The sequence below is a fragment of the Roseibium sp. genome (assembly GCF_048260565.1).
GTDB lineage: Bacteria > Pseudomonadota > Alphaproteobacteria > Rhizobiales > Stappiaceae > Roseibium.
On the sequence record NZ_JBLXGP010000001.1, the window covers coordinates 563,017 to 580,997 of the forward strand.

General features: G+C 58.2%; 12 protein-coding genes. 8 read left to right on the forward strand and 4 right to left on the reverse strand.

Annotated features, from left to right (window positions below; translation table 11 throughout):
* Nucleotides 1-39: 39 nt before the first annotated feature.
* The 5 genes from ACN0SO_RS02490 (at nucleotide 40) to ACN0SO_RS02510 (ending at nucleotide 7,309) form a co-directional block, all read left to right on the forward strand.
* Nucleotides 40-1,344, forward strand: coding sequence for a serine hydrolase domain-containing protein (locus ACN0SO_RS02490; protein WP_417674172.1), 1,305 nt, complete (start codon nucleotides 40-42; stop codon nucleotides 1,342-1,344).
* 84 nt (nucleotides 1,345-1,428) lie between these two features.
* On the forward strand, nucleotides 1,429-2,187 hold the full coding sequence (locus ACN0SO_RS02495) for an enoyl-CoA hydratase/isomerase family protein (protein WP_417674174.1): 759 nt from the start codon (nucleotides 1,429-1,431) through the stop codon (nucleotides 2,185-2,187).
* Nucleotides 2,188-2,264: 77 nt separating this feature from the next.
* Complete coding sequence (locus tag ACN0SO_RS02500; RefSeq protein ID WP_417674176.1) at nucleotides 2,265-3,602, forward strand: carbohydrate porin; 1,338 nt, start codon at nucleotides 2,265-2,267, stop codon at nucleotides 3,600-3,602.
* 213 nt (nucleotides 3,603-3,815) lie between these two features.
* On the forward strand, nucleotides 3,816-5,474 hold the full coding sequence (locus ACN0SO_RS02505; RefSeq protein WP_417674178.1) for an amidohydrolase family protein: 1,659 nt from the start codon (nucleotides 3,816-3,818) through the stop codon (nucleotides 5,472-5,474).
* A 575-nt stretch (nucleotides 5,475-6,049) separates the two neighbouring features.
* Nucleotides 6,050-7,309, forward strand: a complete 1,260-nt coding sequence (locus ACN0SO_RS02510) for a carbohydrate porin (protein ID WP_417674180.1) — start codon at nucleotides 6,050-6,052, stop codon at nucleotides 7,307-7,309.
* A 422-nt stretch (nucleotides 7,310-7,731) separates the two neighbouring features.
* Here the strand turns inward: ACN0SO_RS02510 and ACN0SO_RS02515 are convergent, their stop codons facing one another.
* Genes ACN0SO_RS02515 through ACN0SO_RS02525 form a run of 3 tightly spaced genes read right to left on the reverse strand, consistent with a single transcriptional unit; the run spans nucleotide 7,732 to nucleotide 10,726 of the window.
* A complete protein-coding gene (locus ACN0SO_RS02515; RefSeq protein WP_417674182.1) occupies nucleotides 7,732-9,129 on the reverse strand; it encodes an amidohydrolase family protein in 1,398 nt (465 codons plus the stop codon).
* A 3-nt stretch (nucleotides 9,130-9,132) separates the two neighbouring features.
* Nucleotides 9,133-10,473 (reverse strand): amidohydrolase family protein, encoded by a 1,341-nt coding sequence (locus tag ACN0SO_RS02520; RefSeq protein WP_417674184.1) that lies wholly within the window; start codon nucleotides 10,471-10,473, stop codon nucleotides 9,133-9,135.
* 55 nt (nucleotides 10,474-10,528) lie between these two features.
* On the reverse strand, nucleotides 10,529-10,726 hold the full coding sequence (locus ACN0SO_RS02525) for a hypothetical protein (RefSeq protein ID WP_417674186.1): 198 nt from the start codon (nucleotides 10,724-10,726) through the stop codon (nucleotides 10,529-10,531).
* A gap of 296 nt (nucleotides 10,727-11,022) precedes the next feature.
* Between ACN0SO_RS02525 and ACN0SO_RS02530 the strand changes: the two genes are divergently transcribed.
* Both ACN0SO_RS02530 and ACN0SO_RS02535 read left to right on the forward strand, forming a co-directional pair.
* On the forward strand, nucleotides 11,023-12,027 hold the full coding sequence (locus tag ACN0SO_RS02530; RefSeq protein ID WP_417674188.1) for a DUF4105 domain-containing protein: 1,005 nt from the start codon (nucleotides 11,023-11,025) through the stop codon (nucleotides 12,025-12,027).
* A gap of 82 nt (nucleotides 12,028-12,109) precedes the next feature.
* Entirely contained in the window at nucleotides 12,110-13,288 is a 1,179-nt protein-coding gene (locus tag ACN0SO_RS02535; RefSeq protein ID WP_417674190.1) for an alpha/beta hydrolase, read from the forward strand.
* A 112-nt stretch (nucleotides 13,289-13,400) separates the two neighbouring features.
* Here ACN0SO_RS02535 and ACN0SO_RS02540 read toward each other — a convergent pair whose 3' ends face one another.
* Nucleotides 13,401-14,897, reverse strand: a complete 1,497-nt coding sequence (locus ACN0SO_RS02540; RefSeq protein ID WP_417674192.1) for an alpha/beta hydrolase — start codon at nucleotides 14,895-14,897, stop codon at nucleotides 13,401-13,403.
* A 398-nt stretch (nucleotides 14,898-15,295) separates the two neighbouring features.
* On the opposite strand from ACN0SO_RS02540, the gene ACN0SO_RS02545 reads away from it, so the two are divergent.
* Nucleotides 15,296-17,959, forward strand: a complete 2,664-nt coding sequence (locus ACN0SO_RS02545; protein WP_417674194.1) for an AsmA-like C-terminal region-containing protein — start codon at nucleotides 15,296-15,298, stop codon at nucleotides 17,957-17,959.
* Nucleotides 17,960-17,981 lie beyond the last annotated feature (22 nt).

A 17,981-nucleotide genomic window follows, 5' to 3' on the forward strand; every position in this document is an offset into this window, starting at 1 on the left:
AACGGCGCACGACGCCGCAAACCCAAGGGAACAAGAGAGATGTTCAGAATCCCCTTCGCCGCCTCCCTCGTCGTGCTGGCCGCCGCGGCCGCCGGCGCGCAGGAACGCACGCCGCTCGACCAGTTCGTCGACGGCTTCCCGCTGGCGCTTGAGAAAGAGACCCGCGCCGCCGACTACAACGAGCTGTTCCGGGGCGCCGATCCTTCGGCCTACTTCAACATGCGCGTGTCGGAGTTTCTGCCCACCGCCGTTCTGCCCTCGCGCGTCGGTCCGATGCCGCTGGCCGAGAACCCGATGCCCCAGATCGGCGAGATCAAGGTCGACATGACCTCCGAAAGCTCGCTGCCCAGCCCCTTGTCGCTCGACGCGTTCCTCGAGCAGTCGCCGGGCGCGCAGGCCTATATGGTCGTCTACAAGGGCGAAATCGTTTACGAGAAGTACCCGCGGATGCGGCCCGAGGATCACCACGTGTGGATGTCCTCGGCCAAGCCCACGGCCAGCCTGTTGATCGACCAGTTGATCAGCGAGGGCAAGATCGACCAGAACGCGCCGGTCACCGATTATCTGCCCGACTTCAAGGGCACGCCCTGGGACGGGGTCACCACCAAGGACATTCTGGACATGGCTACGGGGATGGACCTGGAGGACACCTCCGAGTCCCGCTTCGACCCTGACAATATCGCCCGGCGGGTCTACGAATCCGAATTCGGCTTTCCCAACGAGACCCGGGGCGTCGAGAAGCTGCGCGACGTGCTCAGGAGCACGCCCAAGCGCGAGGAGCCGGGCCAGGCCTTCCACTACGCCTCCGGCCTGACCCAGATGCTCGTGATCCTGGCGGAGGAGGTCGAGAACGACCGCTGGGCGCAGATCTTCGACCGCCGGGTCTGGTCGAAAGTCGGGGCCGAAGGAGCATTGCAGATCCACCTGACGCCGGACGGGATTGCCGCCGCCCATGGCCTGGTGTCGAGCAACCTGCGCGACTTCGCCCGCTTCGGCATGCTCTACACGCCGAGCTGGGACAAGATCGCCACCGAGAAGGTGGTGACGGACGAGATCCTCAAACGCATCCATGACGAGGTGCGCAGCCACGAGTTCATTATGGCCGGCTTCGACGGGGCGGTCTTCGCGGACTTCCTCGGCTCGGACGATTTCATCGCCAACAGCCGCCAGTGGGATGTGCTGTGGCCGGACGGGGACATGTGGAAGGGCGGGCTGATGACCCAGGGCCTCTACGTCTCGCCCGACAAGGACCTGGTGATCGTCTACTTCAACGTCAGCAATGACGACCATTCGGGCCACCGCTACGCCCGCGCGATCGCGACCTCAGGGCTGTTCGACGAGTAATCGCCTTTTACGCGTCTGTGAGACGACGACCGATGTCATTGGCGACATTAAGAACAGCCCATTATCAGTGTGAAAGGAAGAGACATGGAAAAGGTGATCGTAGAGAAATCAGCGGGAATTATCCACGTCAGGATCAACCGCCCGGAAGTTTTGAATGCCTGTGACGGCGAGACGTACAACGCCATCGCAGATGCATGGGACGAGCTCGAAAACGATCCCGGCCTGCGAGTTGGTATCATAAGTGGTGCTGGTCGTGCTTTCTGCGTCGGTACAGACGTTGAGTGGGTGAAATCGCCGGATGCGGATGGCTATGTCGATCGGCTCTATCCGCGCATGTTGCACATGACCAAGCCGGTTATTTCCGCCATTCACGGCCACTGCAACGGCGGCGGGCTCGAACAGGCGTTGGCTTGCGACATTCGAATCTGCACGGAAGATGCCCATTTCGGATCCGGCGAGATAAGGCTGGGCTGGATCCCGGGCGGATACGGCACTCAGAGGTTGCCGCGTACGATCCCGTTGGGACCGGCCCTGGAACTGCTCTACACCGGCGGCCGTATCGACGCCAGCGATGCTTACCGATTAGGCCTCGTCAATCACGTGTTGCCCGACGAAAACAAGCTGATGGAAAAGGCCGAGCAGATCGCCGGCGAGATCCTCAAGAGCGCACCGCTTGCCGTGCAGAAGATGAAGCGGACGGTCCTCGATGGTTTGGACATGCCGTTGCCTCAGGCGGTCAGGCTGGAAAAGGAAAGCTTCGACTTCCTGATGCGGACGGAAGACTCGAAAGAAGGCGCCTTGGCGTTTGCCGAAAAACGGGCACCGAACTGGAAAGCCAGATAGTCACGAATTTACAGCGACCTGACAGATCAGGCCTGTCATAGGGGGCGGCGCACCGTTGGCGCAACAGGAATGGGAAAATGAAGTTCTACACGCAAAATAAAGTCGGGGAATGCGTCAGGATTGCAGGGAGACCATGCAGGACATTTTCTGCCTCCGTGGCGCTCGTCTCATTCCTGTTTTTTCCGCAAATCGCGATTGCGGAAGGTGGAGCCCCCGCGTCCGTTGTTAAGTCGACAGGGAGCACACTTGACCGCAATCCGTTGGATGGGCCGGATTCAGCGGATTCTCTGCTTTCGGCAAACAGAGAAGAAAAGGCGGACCTGCTCGATCGCAACTTCCAAGAGAATTGGGAAGCGTGGAAGGCGGGTATCAAAGAACGAACAGGGTTCAGTTTCGGTGCCGATTACACGGTCGTTGGGCTCGCGGCCACGGCCAGTCTCGGTGATGACACGGCAGCTTCGGCGATTGCGCGTGTCTACGGTTCATGGGCCTTGTTCAATCGCGGGGCCAAGAATACCGGGAGTATCGAGTTCAAGGGGGAAAACCGGCATTCCTTCACGGATGTCCCTCCGGCCGGACTTGGATTGGTTGCCGGCTATGTGGGCGTTACTGAACCGGTTTTCTCCGATCAGGGTTTTCGAGCAACCACACTTTATTGGAAACAGAGGTTCCTGGACGATAAAGCTGTTGCACGTGTTGGGCTTATCGACATCAAGGAGTATTTCGACGTCTATGCATTGGCCAGTCCCTGGACGGGCTTTCACAATCTCGCCTTTTCCACCGGCTCCAACACGATGATCAAATTGCCGGACGGGGCATTCGGCGCGATGGTCGGTGGCTACTTTTCGGACAATATTTACGCAGCCGCGAGTATTGCCGATGCCAGCGCGGACCCGACCTCACCGTTCCAGAGCGTTCAAACCTTTTTCGGCGATTTCGATACGTTCAAGACCATCGAGATCGGCTACACCGAAGGAGGCAAGAGGCTGTTCCTGGACAACGCCCATATCGCCTTCTGGCAAATTGACGAAAGCAAGAAAACAGGTGCGACTGGCGGATGGGGTGTGAACGGGTCTGTCTCGTCTCTCGTAAATGAAAATTTGCTGGTTTTCCTGCGCGGCGGTTGGGCCCATGAAGGCGGTGGCTTGTATGAGGCGTCCGTCAGTACCGGATTTGGCTACATGACCACACCGGGGGGGAACCTGCTTGGTGTCGGTGTCAACTGGGGTCGACCGAATTCGGACACGATCCCTTCAGATCTGGACGATCAATGGACCGGTGAAGTTTTCTATCGGGTACAATTGGTCGAAAACGTTCAGGTCACTCCGAGTACACAGCTCCTCTTCAATCCAGCGCTTAACCCGAACGAGGACCTGATAGCAGTGTTCGGCATGCGCGGCCGCGTGGAGTTTTAGGCTTCAGGTCCGCAATTTGTTGAACTTGAGCAATTCGACGGCTTGCGAGACCCAGGATCAGGTGCGCGACGACATGTCGGGTGATGAAACGTGACGGTGCTCTGTCGGGCTTTGTCGCACCACGCCTGTCGTGAGAAACGCGTTTCAGGGCCTGGTGTCGAAATAGCTTGCGGACTCTTTGCGAAGCTGCAACGCAATCGAAAGGTTGGAAGAATGCGAAAACTACTTGGTGGTTTAGCCGTAGTCGCAAGCCTCGCCCTGACGGCCCAGGCCGCCGCGCAAGACTACGACCTGGTGATCCTGAACGGCCGGGTCATGGATCCCGAGACGATGCTCGACGGCCAATTTAACGTGGGCATCAAGGACGGTCGGATCGAAATCATCACACCCGGTGAGATCACGGGCAGAGAAAGCATCGACGCCACCGGTCATGTGGTGGCGCCGGGCTTCATCGACTTGCACTTTCACGCACTAGACGGGCTCTCGCTGAAACTTGCCGCGCTTGATGGCGTGACGACGGGGATGGATCTCGAGGCCGGTGCGATCCACATTGCCGAGTGGTACGCCGCTAAGGAAAAATCAGGTTGGCCGCTGAACTATGGCACGGGCGTCAGCCAGGAAATGACACGGACCCGGGTTCATGATCCGGAGGTCGATACCAGCGGGTGGCATGATGCCACCAGCGTTTTCGAGCTTCGCGCAAAAGCCGTTGAGGAAGACGGTGTGCCGGGTTGGTCGGTTACGCGAAGCAATCTGGATCAACTCAATCAGATCCTGGCGTATATGGACGAGGAGTTACGCCAGGGCGCGCTCAGCGTCGCCTCGACCATCGGGTACATGAGCGAGGGCGTGACCACGTTCGAGATGTACAAGACGCAGGAGGTTGCAGCGAATTACGGCCGCTTGCTGGGTGCGCATGTGCGGTTCCACGGCAACCCCAGCAATCCCGAGGGACCGCTGGGGACCAGTGAACTTCTGGCCAACGCCATGGCACTCGATGCGCCCTTTTCGCTCAACCACAACAATGAATATGGCTGGTGGGAAAACGAGGAAAAGCTGCAAAAGGCGCGAGCCCAAGGGTACAATGTCTGGTCGGAACATTATCCCTATTCCGCCGCTTCGACAGCGATTTCGGCTGACTTCTTCTCACCAGAGAAATTCAAGATCCTCGCCGGCGGACGGCCCTATGAAGAGACGATATACGACCCCATTCAGGACAAGTTCCTGACCCAGGAAGAGTGGGAAGAAACCTCAAAGGCGGATCCCGGGCGCACCATCTTTGCCTTCAATCCCAAACGGGATGAGTGGTTGCCTTACTGGCTGCGCATGCCGCACATGATCGTCGCCTCGGACGCGATGTGGTCCGGCAAGGGGATCGATTCCTGGGATTTGCCGCCCGAGGAGTACGTTGGCCATCCACGCACAGCCGGCACACGCGGCAAGACATTGCGCTCGGGACGCAAGTATGGCGTGCCCTTGATGTTCACGATCGCGCAGATGGCGTATTGGCCCGCTTATCACCTGGGCCTGACCGGTATCGAGGCGATGCAGGAACGAGGCCGCCTCCAGGAGGGGATGGTCGCCGATATCACGATCTTTGATCCCGAGAACGTCAGGGACAACGCAACCTACAAGGCAGGCGAGCAGGGGCTGCCGACAACTGGTATTCCCTATGTCATCGTGAGCGGCGTGCCTGTTGTGCGCGAAAACGAGTTCCAGTTGGATGTTCGGCCAGGCAAGCCGATCCGCTTTCCCGTTCAGCCCGAGGGCCGTTTCAAGCCCATCACAATCAAGGATTGGGATCGACAACACACCGCCGCCGGCTTCACGATCGACGCTGGTGCTCTTGGGCAGCCCGGGACAGCCAACTGAAGACTCGGGCGGTAGAGTTGGAGACCGTGGTTTGTAAAGCATTGGTTCCTCGCATGGAGGACCGAAACTGGACTTAAATCGACCTTACCAGCTGGGAGGCGGGGAGATGCGCTGTGAACGAACAGTGTCCGGGCGACATGAATACAATGTCACCACCGAGGCAAGTCGGGACACGTTTCTGCGTCGGTACCGGGCGATCATCAGAGCGAGCCTGATTGCGGTCCTTGTTTGCCCGGTGTTCACACCGGGTGCGGTTGATGCCGAGGAACGCACCCGACCGAGCCCGGCTGGAGATCAACGCAAAAAGCCGGTGTCCTTCACCGAGTTCGCGCGCTCCGCTGCAATCGATATTCAGGATGTCAGGTCCGATCTCAGCGGTGACAAGACAAACAAGCCCGACGAGCTCTCTTTGGCTGTTTTCTGCTCGATCCATCAGGTTTTCGAAGTCCGTTCGTCAGGACGGAGGCTGGGCGCTGGCGCACCATTTGGACTGCCCCAACCGCTCGGGACAGCGGAGCCTTGATCGCTTGCAGCAACATCCGAACAGGTGTTCCCACTACATGCAGGCTTTTCGCATGAACACTTTCCAGCCCCTTTACAAGCCGGTCCGCTCGCTTCTGTCCGGCCTGCTATTGCTGCTATGCCCTGCAATTGCGCAGGCCGAAGACGCGGCAGAGGCATTGTCCGGGCCGGACGCGACACCAAACGTGCTGGCAAGCGATGCGGCCGAGAAGCCAGACATCCTGAACGTGAATATCCAGGAACGTTTTGACACGTTCAAGAAGGCGCTCAAGCAAAAGACCGGGCTAGACTTCGGGATCGACTACAACGCACTCGGCTACGTCGCAAGTGCCAGCCTCGGCAAATACAACACCGGCAGCGGTTCGCTTCGATTTCTTGGGACGTGGGATTTGTTCGACCGCAATGGCCCCAACAAGGGTGGCCTGGTTTTCAAGTTCGAACATCGCCACGCCTATAGCAAGGTTGCGCCGACAGCCTTTAATGCGGACATCGGCTATGCCGGATTGGTAAGTTCGGTGTTCAGCGACCAGAAATGGCGGACGACGCATCTTTACTGGCAGCAAAATTTCGCAGGCGGACGTGGTGTTGCCTATGCCGGGTTTCTTGATGTCACTGATTATACGGATGTCTATGCACTCGCGAGCCCCTGGACCGGCTTTTCCAATCTGGCATTTCAGACGGGCTCCGGCACGATTGGCGGTCTTCCGGACGGCGCTTTCGGAGGAATGGTTGGTGGGTTTCTAACGAGTAACATCTATGCCTCGGCGAGTATCGCGGATGCAAACGCGGATGCAACAGACATTGGCAGTGGCTTTGAAACGTTCTTCAATGATTTCGAGACGTTCAAAACCGTCGAAGTTGGTTGGACCTCAGGACCGGAACGCCTCTTCATCGACAATTTCCACGCGACTTTCTGGCAGATAGATGCGCGGAGCAAAGCAGCCACACCGGATGGCTATGGTGTCAGTTTCTCGGCAACAAAAGGCATCAATGACAGATGGTTGCCCTTTGTCCGGGGAGGTTGGTCCCACGACGGCGGCAGCCTCTATCAGGCTGCTCTCAGCGTCGGTTTCGGTTACCAGAGGCTCCCCGGCCGCGACTTGTTGGGAGTGGGCCTCAACTGGAGCCGACCGAACCAAAATACATTTGGAACCAAATTGGATGACCAACTCACGCTTGAGGTGTTCCAGCGTTTGCAGGTGACGGAAGGCCTGCAAGTCACTCCGAGCATTCAGGTGATCAAGGATCCGGCGCTTAATCCGAATAAAGATCTTATCGGGCTGTTGGGTTTGCGAGCCCGGATGGCGCTCTGAACAGGTGCGTCTCGCTGCTCACCGGGTGCTATTTGTCAAACATCAAACGATAATATCGGCCCTCTGTGGCGTTTTTCTAAAACACCCCGTTCTTCATGATCAGGTCGGCCCATCCGCCTGGCTCGATCAGGCCGAGCAGGCTGCCCCGCCAAGGGGAGGGCGCACGCACGGCGCGTCCCCATTTCTTCTGACTTCACTTGTCGAACAGCCCGGAGGTCGCGATGGCGCGGGCGTAGCGGTGGCCGGAGTGGTCGTCGTTAGTAAACAATGACGAGATCCTTCGATGGCGACACGTAGAGGCCCTAGGTCATCAGGCCGCCCTTCCACATATCCCCGTCGGGCTAGAGGTTACGGTACTGAACGCCGGCCGTCGTGGCGGTGAAAACGAAGAGGGACGCGGAGAGAATTTTGCGAAACATTGATCAGTCCTCCAGAGTGTTCTTGTAGATGACGCCGTCTTTCATGATAAGGTCGAAATTCGCATGCGGGTCGGCGACCAGGTCAAGATCCTCCAGCGGATTGCCGTTGACGAGGATCAGGTCGGCATAGGCACCTTCCTCGATTACGCCGAGCGGTCCCAGGGGATAGGGGGTCAGAGGGCCGGACAGTTTGAGCAGCTCGGCATTGTCGCAGGTCGCCATCTTCAAGGCCTCGTATGGTGTGAACCACTTTTGCAGTTTGGCGAGCTGTGCGCCTTGGCGCTTGGCCAGATCGGCACTGAACAGAGTGTCGGTGCCGAAGGCAATTTTGACGCCGAGTTCCTTGGCGGTTTTGTAGACGAAATCGGTGCCGTCGGTTACGAACTTGTACTTCGCCTTTTGAAAGTCGTTCAGTGCCGGTGCATCCTCATCATCCATGAAAGGTTGCATGCTGAGCCAAACATCCTCCTCGACAAACTTCTGAAGGGTTTCGCGGGTCGACATATGGCCGTGCTCGACGCTCTTGACGCCTGCGTCGATTGAATGGTTCACGGCCTCGTCGTTAATGGCATGAGTTAGAACGTAAGTACCCCAGTTAGCCGCCTGCTCGACCGCCGCTTCCAGTTCTGCCTTGGTATATTGCATCGTGTGGATCGGGTCGTAAGATGATGTAACCCCGCCACCCGCCATGAGTTTGATTTGCGTCGCGCCCTGCATCAGGTTTTCGCGAACGCGCTTCAAGACCTCAGGCACGCCGTCAGCGATGTAGAACATGTCGGACGTCTCAAAGGAATGGAGCTTGTCAGGCGTAGCCGGTACATCGCGGGTTATGCGGAAATCCATATGCCCCGAGGTCTGTGAGATTGCGGGGCCTGACGGGAATACCCTCGGCCCCACTATGAGCCCCACGTCTGTTGCTCGTGCGATGTCGAACATTGGCCCGGCGGCATCACGAACGGTCGTAAACCCGCGATACAGAGTGTCGCGCTGTGCAACCGACGTTACGAGGTTCCAATAGCCCTCGTTGGTTGTCATGAGTTCGCCAATCGTGGCGGTGGCGAATATCCCGTGCCAGTGCGCATCGATCAGCCCTGGAATCATGGTGTGGCCGTCCGCGACAATCTCGTAGCTGCCTTCCGGGGCCTCCAGATCGGGTCCGATCTCCGCGATGAGGTTGTCGGTGACGCGCACGTCGGCGGTGAGCAAGTCCTCATCACATCCGTTGAAGACCTTTGCCCCTCGGATGATGACATTGTCATATTTAAGCGCGGGACCGTAGGTGTTGCCATGCACGATCTGGCCGCCGTTGGATGAGAGAGCAATAGGCTCGTGCGCAAATCCGGCACCAGGCGCGACCGCGATTACGGCGCCAAGAAGAATGGTGGTTGTCGTCCGAAGCATAAATCAACCCTCCACTTCATTCTTGTAGATGACGCCGTCTTTCATGATGAGATCGAAATTCGCGTGCGGGTCGGCGACCAGGTCAAGATCCTTCAGCGGATTGCCGTCGACGAGGATCAGGTCGGCATAGGCACCCACCGTGATTTGGCCCAAGGGCCCCTTTTTGTAGGGGTGTCGCGGACCCGCCATTTCCATGAGTTCGGCATTGCCGGAGGTCGCCATTTTCAGTGCTTCGTAGGGCGTGAACCATCGTGACAGCTTGGCAAGAAACTTACCTTGCTTTTCCGCCATTTCGGGATCCATGATCGCATCCGTTCCGAATGCGATCTTGACCCCGATTTCCTTGGCAAGCGGATAGACTTTTTCCGTTCCCGCCGTCGCCTCTAACCATTTGTTGGTCGATTCCTGGGTCGGGAAGACCATACGGTCTTCATCGTCCAGCAGCGGCTGCGTGCTCAACCAGACGCCCTTTTCCTTCATCAGTTCGAGGGTTTCACGGCCGACGAGCATGCCGTGCTCGATGGTCTTGATCCCGGCCTCAACGGCCATCCGAACAGCCTCGTCCGTGATGACATGGGCGGCGACATAACTGTTGTAGCTATCGGCGACATCGACGATGGCTTTCATTTCCTCAGGCGAGTATTGGCGCACGTCGAGCGGATCGAAGATCGAGGCGACCCCGCCCCCGGCCGCGATCTTGATCTGGCTGGCTCCCATCCGGAACAGTTCGCGGGCGCGCTTGCGGACTTCGGGCACTCCGTCGCCGATGACGAAGAAACCGGTCCGTCCCCAGTAATCGAGCGTACTGTCGGCGGGAACCTCGTGGGGCAGGCGATAGTCATAGTGACCACCTGTCTGACTGAGCGGTGCACCTGCCACCAGCATGCGCGGACCCAAGATAACCCCGGCGTCGATCAGCTTCTTGATAGAGAAGCTGTTCCCGCCGATGTCGCGCACCGTGGTGAAGCCTCTCATCAATGTGCGCTCCGCCGTTGGAACCGCCCGGGCCGCGATCTCGTAGACGTCGCCGGTCAGAAGTGTGCTCTGCGGCACCTCCGCCATCGTCATGTGCCAGTGGACGTCGGTCAGCCCGGGGATCATCGTACGGCCGGCGGCGTCGATCACCCTGGCACCGTCCGGCGGCGTCAGATCCGCGCCAATTTCGGCGATCATGCCATCTCGCACCAGAACGTCCTGACCCTCGATCAGGTCCGGATCGAGGCCATTGAAGATCCGGGCGCCGGTAATCAATGTGCCGTGGTCCGATGGCTCTTGAGCTGAGGCTGATGCAAGGAGCATGCCTATGGCCCATAGTGCAGCGAGGCCATGTTTGATCGATTTCATGGGTTTATTCCTTCCAAGATCTTGTGTGCAGCCGCAGAAAGGAAACGTTTGTCGCTTAACTCAACTTTCCTGGTCGATGCTTGTCTGACTGCTGGAGCAAGCCCAAAAGGGCGATGAAATTCCGGATTTTTTCGAAAAGATTGATGCCGGCGGCACCGTTACGGGAGGCGTCATTGTCCAGCCCGCTATTATCGAGATTGCAGGTGACGCTTCCGATGACGCGGCCGCCGAACAGGGTCAGCTCCAAAACCATGCCGAGACAATGGTTGAATGGCGCATGAGGTTTCGCCGCAAGGCATTGAAATCGGTTAGGAGGCAATCTTTGTTCATCAACTCCTCTCAAAAAATCCGTGGCTGTTGGAAACAGCCTGACACATGATAACGCGAGGTAATTATTTGACCATAAGTGGTTCGATATTCGGCTGCATAATTTTCAATAACAATTTTTTTCGCGCATGAAGGGACGGCTGTGATCAATTCTTTCGCCAATGATGGCAAAGATGGATGACGGCCATCGCATTGATGTTGGGGCAGCAGGGGCGTGGGGTGATGGTGCGTAGATTGTTCAAATTCCTGGCCGGTCTCGTCCTGATCCTGTTGCTGATATTCATCGGGCTGGCCAGCTACTACTGGGTCGGCTGGCCATACGGGCTGCGACTGTCCATCGGGATTGTCTTATGCCCCCTTCTGGCAGGGCTCTGGTTTGTGTCCGGGCGCAGGCGATCGGTTCGACGGCTGATCGTGACCGCATTCATTTGCGTGTTTTTTGCAGTCTATATTCTCAAATCACCGGCGCCGCAGGCTTTCGTGCCACTGCACGCAAAGCTTGCCGATGTGACCTGGATCGGGTCCGTATTCCAGATCGAAAATTACCGGGATGCGGTTCATCCGATCGGCGCTCCCGCGGACCCGGTGTGGACGACGCACCGTTTCGATCTGGATGATCTGACCGGCGCGCAGTTCATTCTTCAGCCGTTCGGCAACTCTCTCGCCACCGTTCATGTGATGACGAGTTTTACCTTCAGGAACGGGGACCATCTGGCCGTTTCCTTCGAAGCGCGACGGACAAGTTGGGACAAGTTCGATCCGCTGGCCGGCTTCTTCCGGCACGATCAGCTTTATGCGGTTCTCGGCACGGAGCGGGACCTTCTCTGGAAGCGCCTGTCGCATGTCCCGCCGAACGATCTTTATATCTTCGAACTCACGGCGCCTCCCGTCGAAATCAGGGCCTACCTCCGGCGGCTTTTGAATTTCGTCGCAAGCATTCACGATCGGCCGCAGTTTTATTCCACGATATCCGAAAGCTGCTTCACCACGCTTCTCAAACTAAGCCCGGGCATCGAGAAGACCGTGCCTTGGTATGATCTGAGGCGGTGGGTACCGGGGGCATCGGTGGGGCTGTTCCAGGAGCTGGGTCTGATAGACGACACGGTTTCCGCGGACACCTTGATCAAGCGCAGCAAGCTTCGTTCCGGCATTCGCCCACCGTGGGAGTTCAACGATGCGGCATCATGGAGCCAATATATTCGTTCGGATGGCAATTTCGCTGAGTAATCCGGCCATGCCCTGTAAGTGCATAAGACCATTCCCCAAGGTTGACTAAAAATTAGGGGCAAAAGATAACTATAAAGGCGTGATGAGCGGGGTGGTGGAACGCATGAAGGGACGATTGAACTACGCGCGGTGCTGCGCGGTTGTTCTGGCCACGACCTTGCTGTTCCTTTCGGCCTGTGCCGGACCACCGGATGCGATCATCGGTGTCGAGGATCCGTCAGTCTCCCTGGCCAGCCAGAGTAAGATCAAAAGCAGGGATGTCTATATCCTGACGACCCGCGCCGTCTCAGATAATCCGGCGCTTCTGTTTTCAGGCGAGCGAGGGATGGGGCTCGGTCTTGCAAAGGTCCGGGTGACCATTCCGCCAAACCACAAGATCGGACACATCGAGCGGGCAGGCACGCTACCTCCGGATCCCCGAAAAAGTTTCACGATCATTGATCCTGAAGTCTTTCCGACCGAGGCCTCCTTTGTCAGCGACCTGCACAGGGAAATTCAAAGCCATCCCGTAACGGACAGGGATCTGCTTCTTTTCGTTCACGGGTTCAATACCACGCTGACGGATGCGATCGTCCGCACGGCGCAATTCGCCCATGACATGAACTTCTCGGGCATTCCGGTGGTCTTCAGTTGGGCGTCCAAGGGCAACTTGCTCGACTACGTTTATGACCTGAACAGCACGCTGGTGGCCCGAGATCGTCTTGTCGAGGGCGCAAACCTTCTGGAGAGGGCATCTCCCTCCGGCTTTGATGTCGTGGCGCATTCCATGGGAAATTTCCTGACGATGGAGGCCATCCGCCAGGCCGCCATGCAGCGCAAATTCAACACGACGCGCAAGATCAAGACAGTGATCCTTGCCTCTCCGGATATCGATGTCGACGTCTTTGAAACGCAAATCAAGGCACTGCCTCGCAGTCAGCGCAAGTTCTACGTCCTGATCGCCAAGAACGACAAGGCTCTTGGGTTTTCCAAAAAAATTGCAGGGGGCGTCAGCAGGGTGGGGGACGCGGAAGCGGACCAATTGGCAAAGCTGGGCGTCACGGTCGTGGATCTCACCCAGATCCAGGACACCAGCAGTCTCAATCACACGAAATTCGCCGAAGCGCCGGAAGTGGTGAAGCTGATCGGCCACCAGCTTTCAAAAGGCAATTCGCTGGAAACGAGAAACGAAGAACCCGGCGTCGCGCGTGGCGTTGTCCAAAGTATCGCGAACATCCCGGTTTCCGTTTCTGGTAACGGCCACCTCATCGTGTTGCCGTAGGATCTGCGTCAGTCCGCCTTTCTGAAACTAGAGAACGCGTGTCGGTCCTGCGCCGAAAGTGCTGCTGCCGGGCAGGGAAGTGGGAAACGAGCACCGGTGCGGGTTTGTCAGCCTAGTCCTGGGCCGGGTTTGTTCTGCCGGCCTGGAAAAAACGCGCCATCTCATCCAGCATGTGAGCGTGGAACGGATTCCAGTGGCTCCTCAGGATATCTGATGCCGGGATATTCAGAACCGTTTTTTCTCCGCGAAGAACCAAGGCGCCGAGTTGCAGGGCGGAGATCTGCGGTTGCCTGATGTGACCGTAGAGCGGGTCGTCGGCCGTGAAGGGCAGGGCGATGTGGGACAGGGAGTAGACATCGCCGGGCCAGGAAAGGTTGAGCGGTGAGGTCACCGGATGCCTGGCGGCCGGTGCAAACGACTTCTGCCCGACCTTGGCGTTCTTGGTATCCAGATTTGTCACCACATGAATGGTGTAGGCGTGGTCCGGATCGCTGGTAAGGGGTTTCAGGATCGCTTGCGAGTCGAAGGAAAACAGCGGCGTGTCGGCGATGGCCCGGTTGATGTCGAACAGGATGAGTTCCGAGCCGTTTTCCGGAAGCCGATTGAACAGCTTGGCGACAAGGTCGGGCGGCCGAACGGTCGCATCGACGACCGAAGAGAAGCCCTGGATCGGCGGAATGTCGGCAAGCTTCCCCTCGGCCTCGAGCATATCGAGCGCAAGCTGGACCTGTCGCGTCAATTCATAGGTGACATAGCCCGCATTGACGGTGAACGAGGAATATTTGAAGGGATCGTATTCGGGAAGAACCGAGCTCCAGGCAAGTTTTTGCAGTCCAAGGATATGGCCGAGTTTGATCAGCCACGGGGCATAGGCCGCGGCCGGCGTGATGCCGATGGCCGGAGAGAGCAGGCTGACCCGGGAAACTTGCGGGCTGTCGGGGGCGTCGACCTGTTTCAGGGCATAAAGAACGCCCAGCGTGGCACCGTTGGAATAGCCCACGATGTAGATCGGCCGGTCCGGCGCGAGATCGTGAAGATACCTGACGCTGAGTTCGGTCGCGGCGAACATGTCCTGCCAGGTGATGTCCAGAAGGCTCGACGGCGCAGTTCCATGTCCGGGAAGCCGCAGTCCGAGAACGGTCATTCCCCGGTCGTGCAAGACCCGTCCGACGGACCGCAGGCTGTAGGGTGAGTCCGACATCCCGTGCAGCAGCAGAACCGATGCCTTCGGATCCGCGGCTTCAAGAACAAAACTGCGGTTCCAGTTCCGCGGCCAGCGCGCCGGATTGGAAACGCTGCCCGGCTGGAAGCGGTTGATCTGGTCCCGGCTGCTCCAGTTGACGGGCTTTGTGACCTTGTCATCCAGTTCCCGGAACAGCCTGTCCTCGAGAGCCTGGTAGTCCGCGAAGGTCGAGACATCCGAGTCGGCCTTGAAGTCTTCCTCAAGCGTTGCGGTGTGCCACGGCGACAGGTCCGCCTGGCTGGTGAGATAGACGATCCCGATGGCAACGACAGCGACGGTTGCCCCGAGGCCCATGATGAAGGCTATTTTCAAGAGCCGCCAGGTTCTGCGGATAAGGCGCACGATGCCCATGCGGAGACCTTTCACATCGTTCGGGCACATCCGGACTAGCGACCCAAGTCCAAAGAACCGCTTTCGGACGGTAAGGCAGGGTTCAGGACCGGCAAATCGGAGTGCGTCATCGAATTGGCCTCAAATAGATCACGCGCGACGACGGGCGGCCAAGGAAAAATACCGTAACCCGCTTCCGGTTGAAACGGTGCCCAGCATTCCGTTGATGTCGCTTCAGGGCACGCACCACCAGTTAAAACAAACCGGTCGGGTGGAGCTGCGATCAAAAAGCCCGCTCCGTACGGAACAAGGCATGGAGCTTATCTCGGTCGTCCAGACCAGAAGCTGCCTTATGGGGGCGGTCAGGAGTAAGTATTCGAGGATTTTACAGGTCAGTTTTTGACTTACGTTGCGGCAATGGATCAAATGGTGCCATGGCACTTCCGAAGAGATTTCGTATTTTCGCAATCATTGTTGTCGCGCTTCTGGCTGGTTCGGCGGCGACTGTCCTGCTGATCCTAAAAAGCGAACTATTTCTCCCCCTGCGCCAAAGCCTCGTGGCCGAACTCATTGGCGACAGTCTCGGTCACCCGATATCAATCAATGGCGACGTGTCGTTTGGGTTCGCGGATAAGGTCAATATCTCGATTTCAGACGCCGTTTTCACGGAGGGAACAACACGGAATATTTCGGACGCGCAGGCTTTCAAGAGGGTTTCCTTCGATTGCGCCTATTCCTGTCTCGTCGGCAAGGTCAAGGACCTTGGCACGTTTCAAATGGCCGGCGCGACCATCATCCTTCGCCCGCCGACAGCCGAAAGCAGCGGAGAGGAACCCCAGGAGGAACCCGCCGCCTTCAGAATCCCGAGCGCTTTTCTGAAATCCCGTCTTTCCGACGACTTCCTCCTGTCGGATGTGAAACTTCGATATGAAGACGAACCGAACGGCTGGAACGAAACCTTCGACATTCAGACGCTCCGCTTTCACCGGCCGTCCGGCAGCGAAAAGACGGAGATCTCCTTTGCCGGCACAACGAATGGATATGATGTGGCGCTGGAAGGAGAGATTACACGCGGTGACAGAAAGATACCGCTTGCTGTTCTGCCGATCAGGACTCGGCTCGAGGTGTCCGGCCTGACATCTACTGCCACGGGAACAATCGACATTTCGAACCCGGTTGCCGCGATCGCTCTCAGTTTCGACAGCCGGTTGGAGTCGATCGGGGACTTTCTGGAAGCAGCCGGACTTGCCCGCGAGATCGAAGGCACGGGCGAGGCGACCGGGGCCCTTTCCGGACCGCTGGACAGTCTCGCCCTCGCGGACCTTTCCCTGTCCGCCAGAAACGAGTTCGGTGACACGCTGGACGTCACGGGTTCTGTCGGCGACCTTGTGAACGGATCCGCCATCTCCCTGGATTTGCGTTCGACCCTCGCGCCGCTTGCGCCGAAAGGCCCCGGCGTTGACGACACATTCGCCATCGAAACGACGGGCCTTACGCTTCATCTCAGCGGCAACCGGGACAAGCTGTCCGTATCCGATGCGCATGTCATCACTAACCTGGCCGTTCTGGAACTCGGCGATTTCGGTCCGATCTCGGTCGAGAGGGTCGTCAAGCAACCGGACAACCGGGTGAGCCTTGAAGGAATAGACATCCGGCACGGTCCGGCGGATGCGCCCTATCTCGAATTGAGGGGCCGTATCGGCGACCTTCTGGGTCTGGAGGAAATCCATCTCTCCGGCGGTTACCATGTGCCGACTGTGGAGGCCTTCGGGCTGTCTCTGGACGACGCCAACGCCCTGGGCCGGCTTGGGGGCGAGATCGAATTTTCCGACGAGAATGGTCTACTCGCCCTACGGAAATTCACGGCTGCCGTGACCGGCACGGACCTGCTTTCATTCGACGCGGAGCTTTCCATTGCCCATCTGCGCCGGATCGATGCCTTCGCCCTGGAAACGGAACTGGATATTCCAGATATGGCCGCCTATGCCTCCGTGTTCGGTGTAACGCTGACGCATGCCGCACCTGCGGTGACATTCGACGGCACCCTTACCTTGAGAGACGCGTCCTTTTCGGCCGAGGGCGCCTTGCAGGCAGGCGCTTCGAAAGTGCAGATCGACGCCGACTTGTCCGAGGATACGGACAACGGCCTTTATGTGGCGACCGGAGACATCCGCTCTGCACAGTTGGACGTGTCTGATTTCGCGGGGCTGATCGAACTGACGATCAAGGGGGAGCATCCGCATCTCGATCCGGTCGAGATTGCGGAAGCTGTCAAATACAAGACGCGAATGAAAATCGGCCTGGACATCGAAAAGCTGATCACCAACAAGGCTGTGGCCGGCAATGTGGCTGGAACCCTGGGATACGAGGATCTGAAATTGTCCCTGGCACCGCTGGCGCTCACCTATCTCGGCGGCACGATCAAGGGCGATTTCAGCGCCGACTTCAACAAGAAGACGCCGGTCCTGTCCGCTAAGGGGCGGATCGAAAAATGGCGACTCGGCCGGTTGATGCGGGAATTCGGCCTGACCGCGCCTTTCAACAGCACGATCTACATGAGTTTCGATGTGAACGGCGCCGCCGGATCCGCAATCGGCCTTTTGAAATCGCTCTCCGGCCGGATGACCGCATCGCTATGGGGCGGAGAGATCCCGACCCGGCTGATCGATCTGAGTGGTCTCAATCTCGTGACCTGGATTTTCAGCAACAAGGATGGCAAGGAGACGTCGAAACTGGTCTGCGCGGTCCTGCCGCTTCATTTCAAGAATGGCCTGGCCTCGACCAGGTCGCTGATCATCGAAACCGAAAACGTCCAGATCATCGGTGGTGGCAGCGTCGATCTGAAATCCGAGACCCTGGACCTGTCCTTCGTGCCACGTCCAAAGCGCAAACAGGTCGTCGATATCGTTTCGCCGTTTGCCATCAAGGGGCACATGGGCAAACCGAACCTGGAAGTCAAACATGCCGGCGCCGGCCGGGCCATTGGCGAAACGATCAGTCTTCCCCTGAACCTGCTCGGCCGGATCTTCGGCGGAGGCGGCCTGATCGACGAAAAAGCCAAACCTTGCGTGCTGCCGAAGGCGACGGGACCGAAGTAGGAACCATCAGGCAAGTCACACC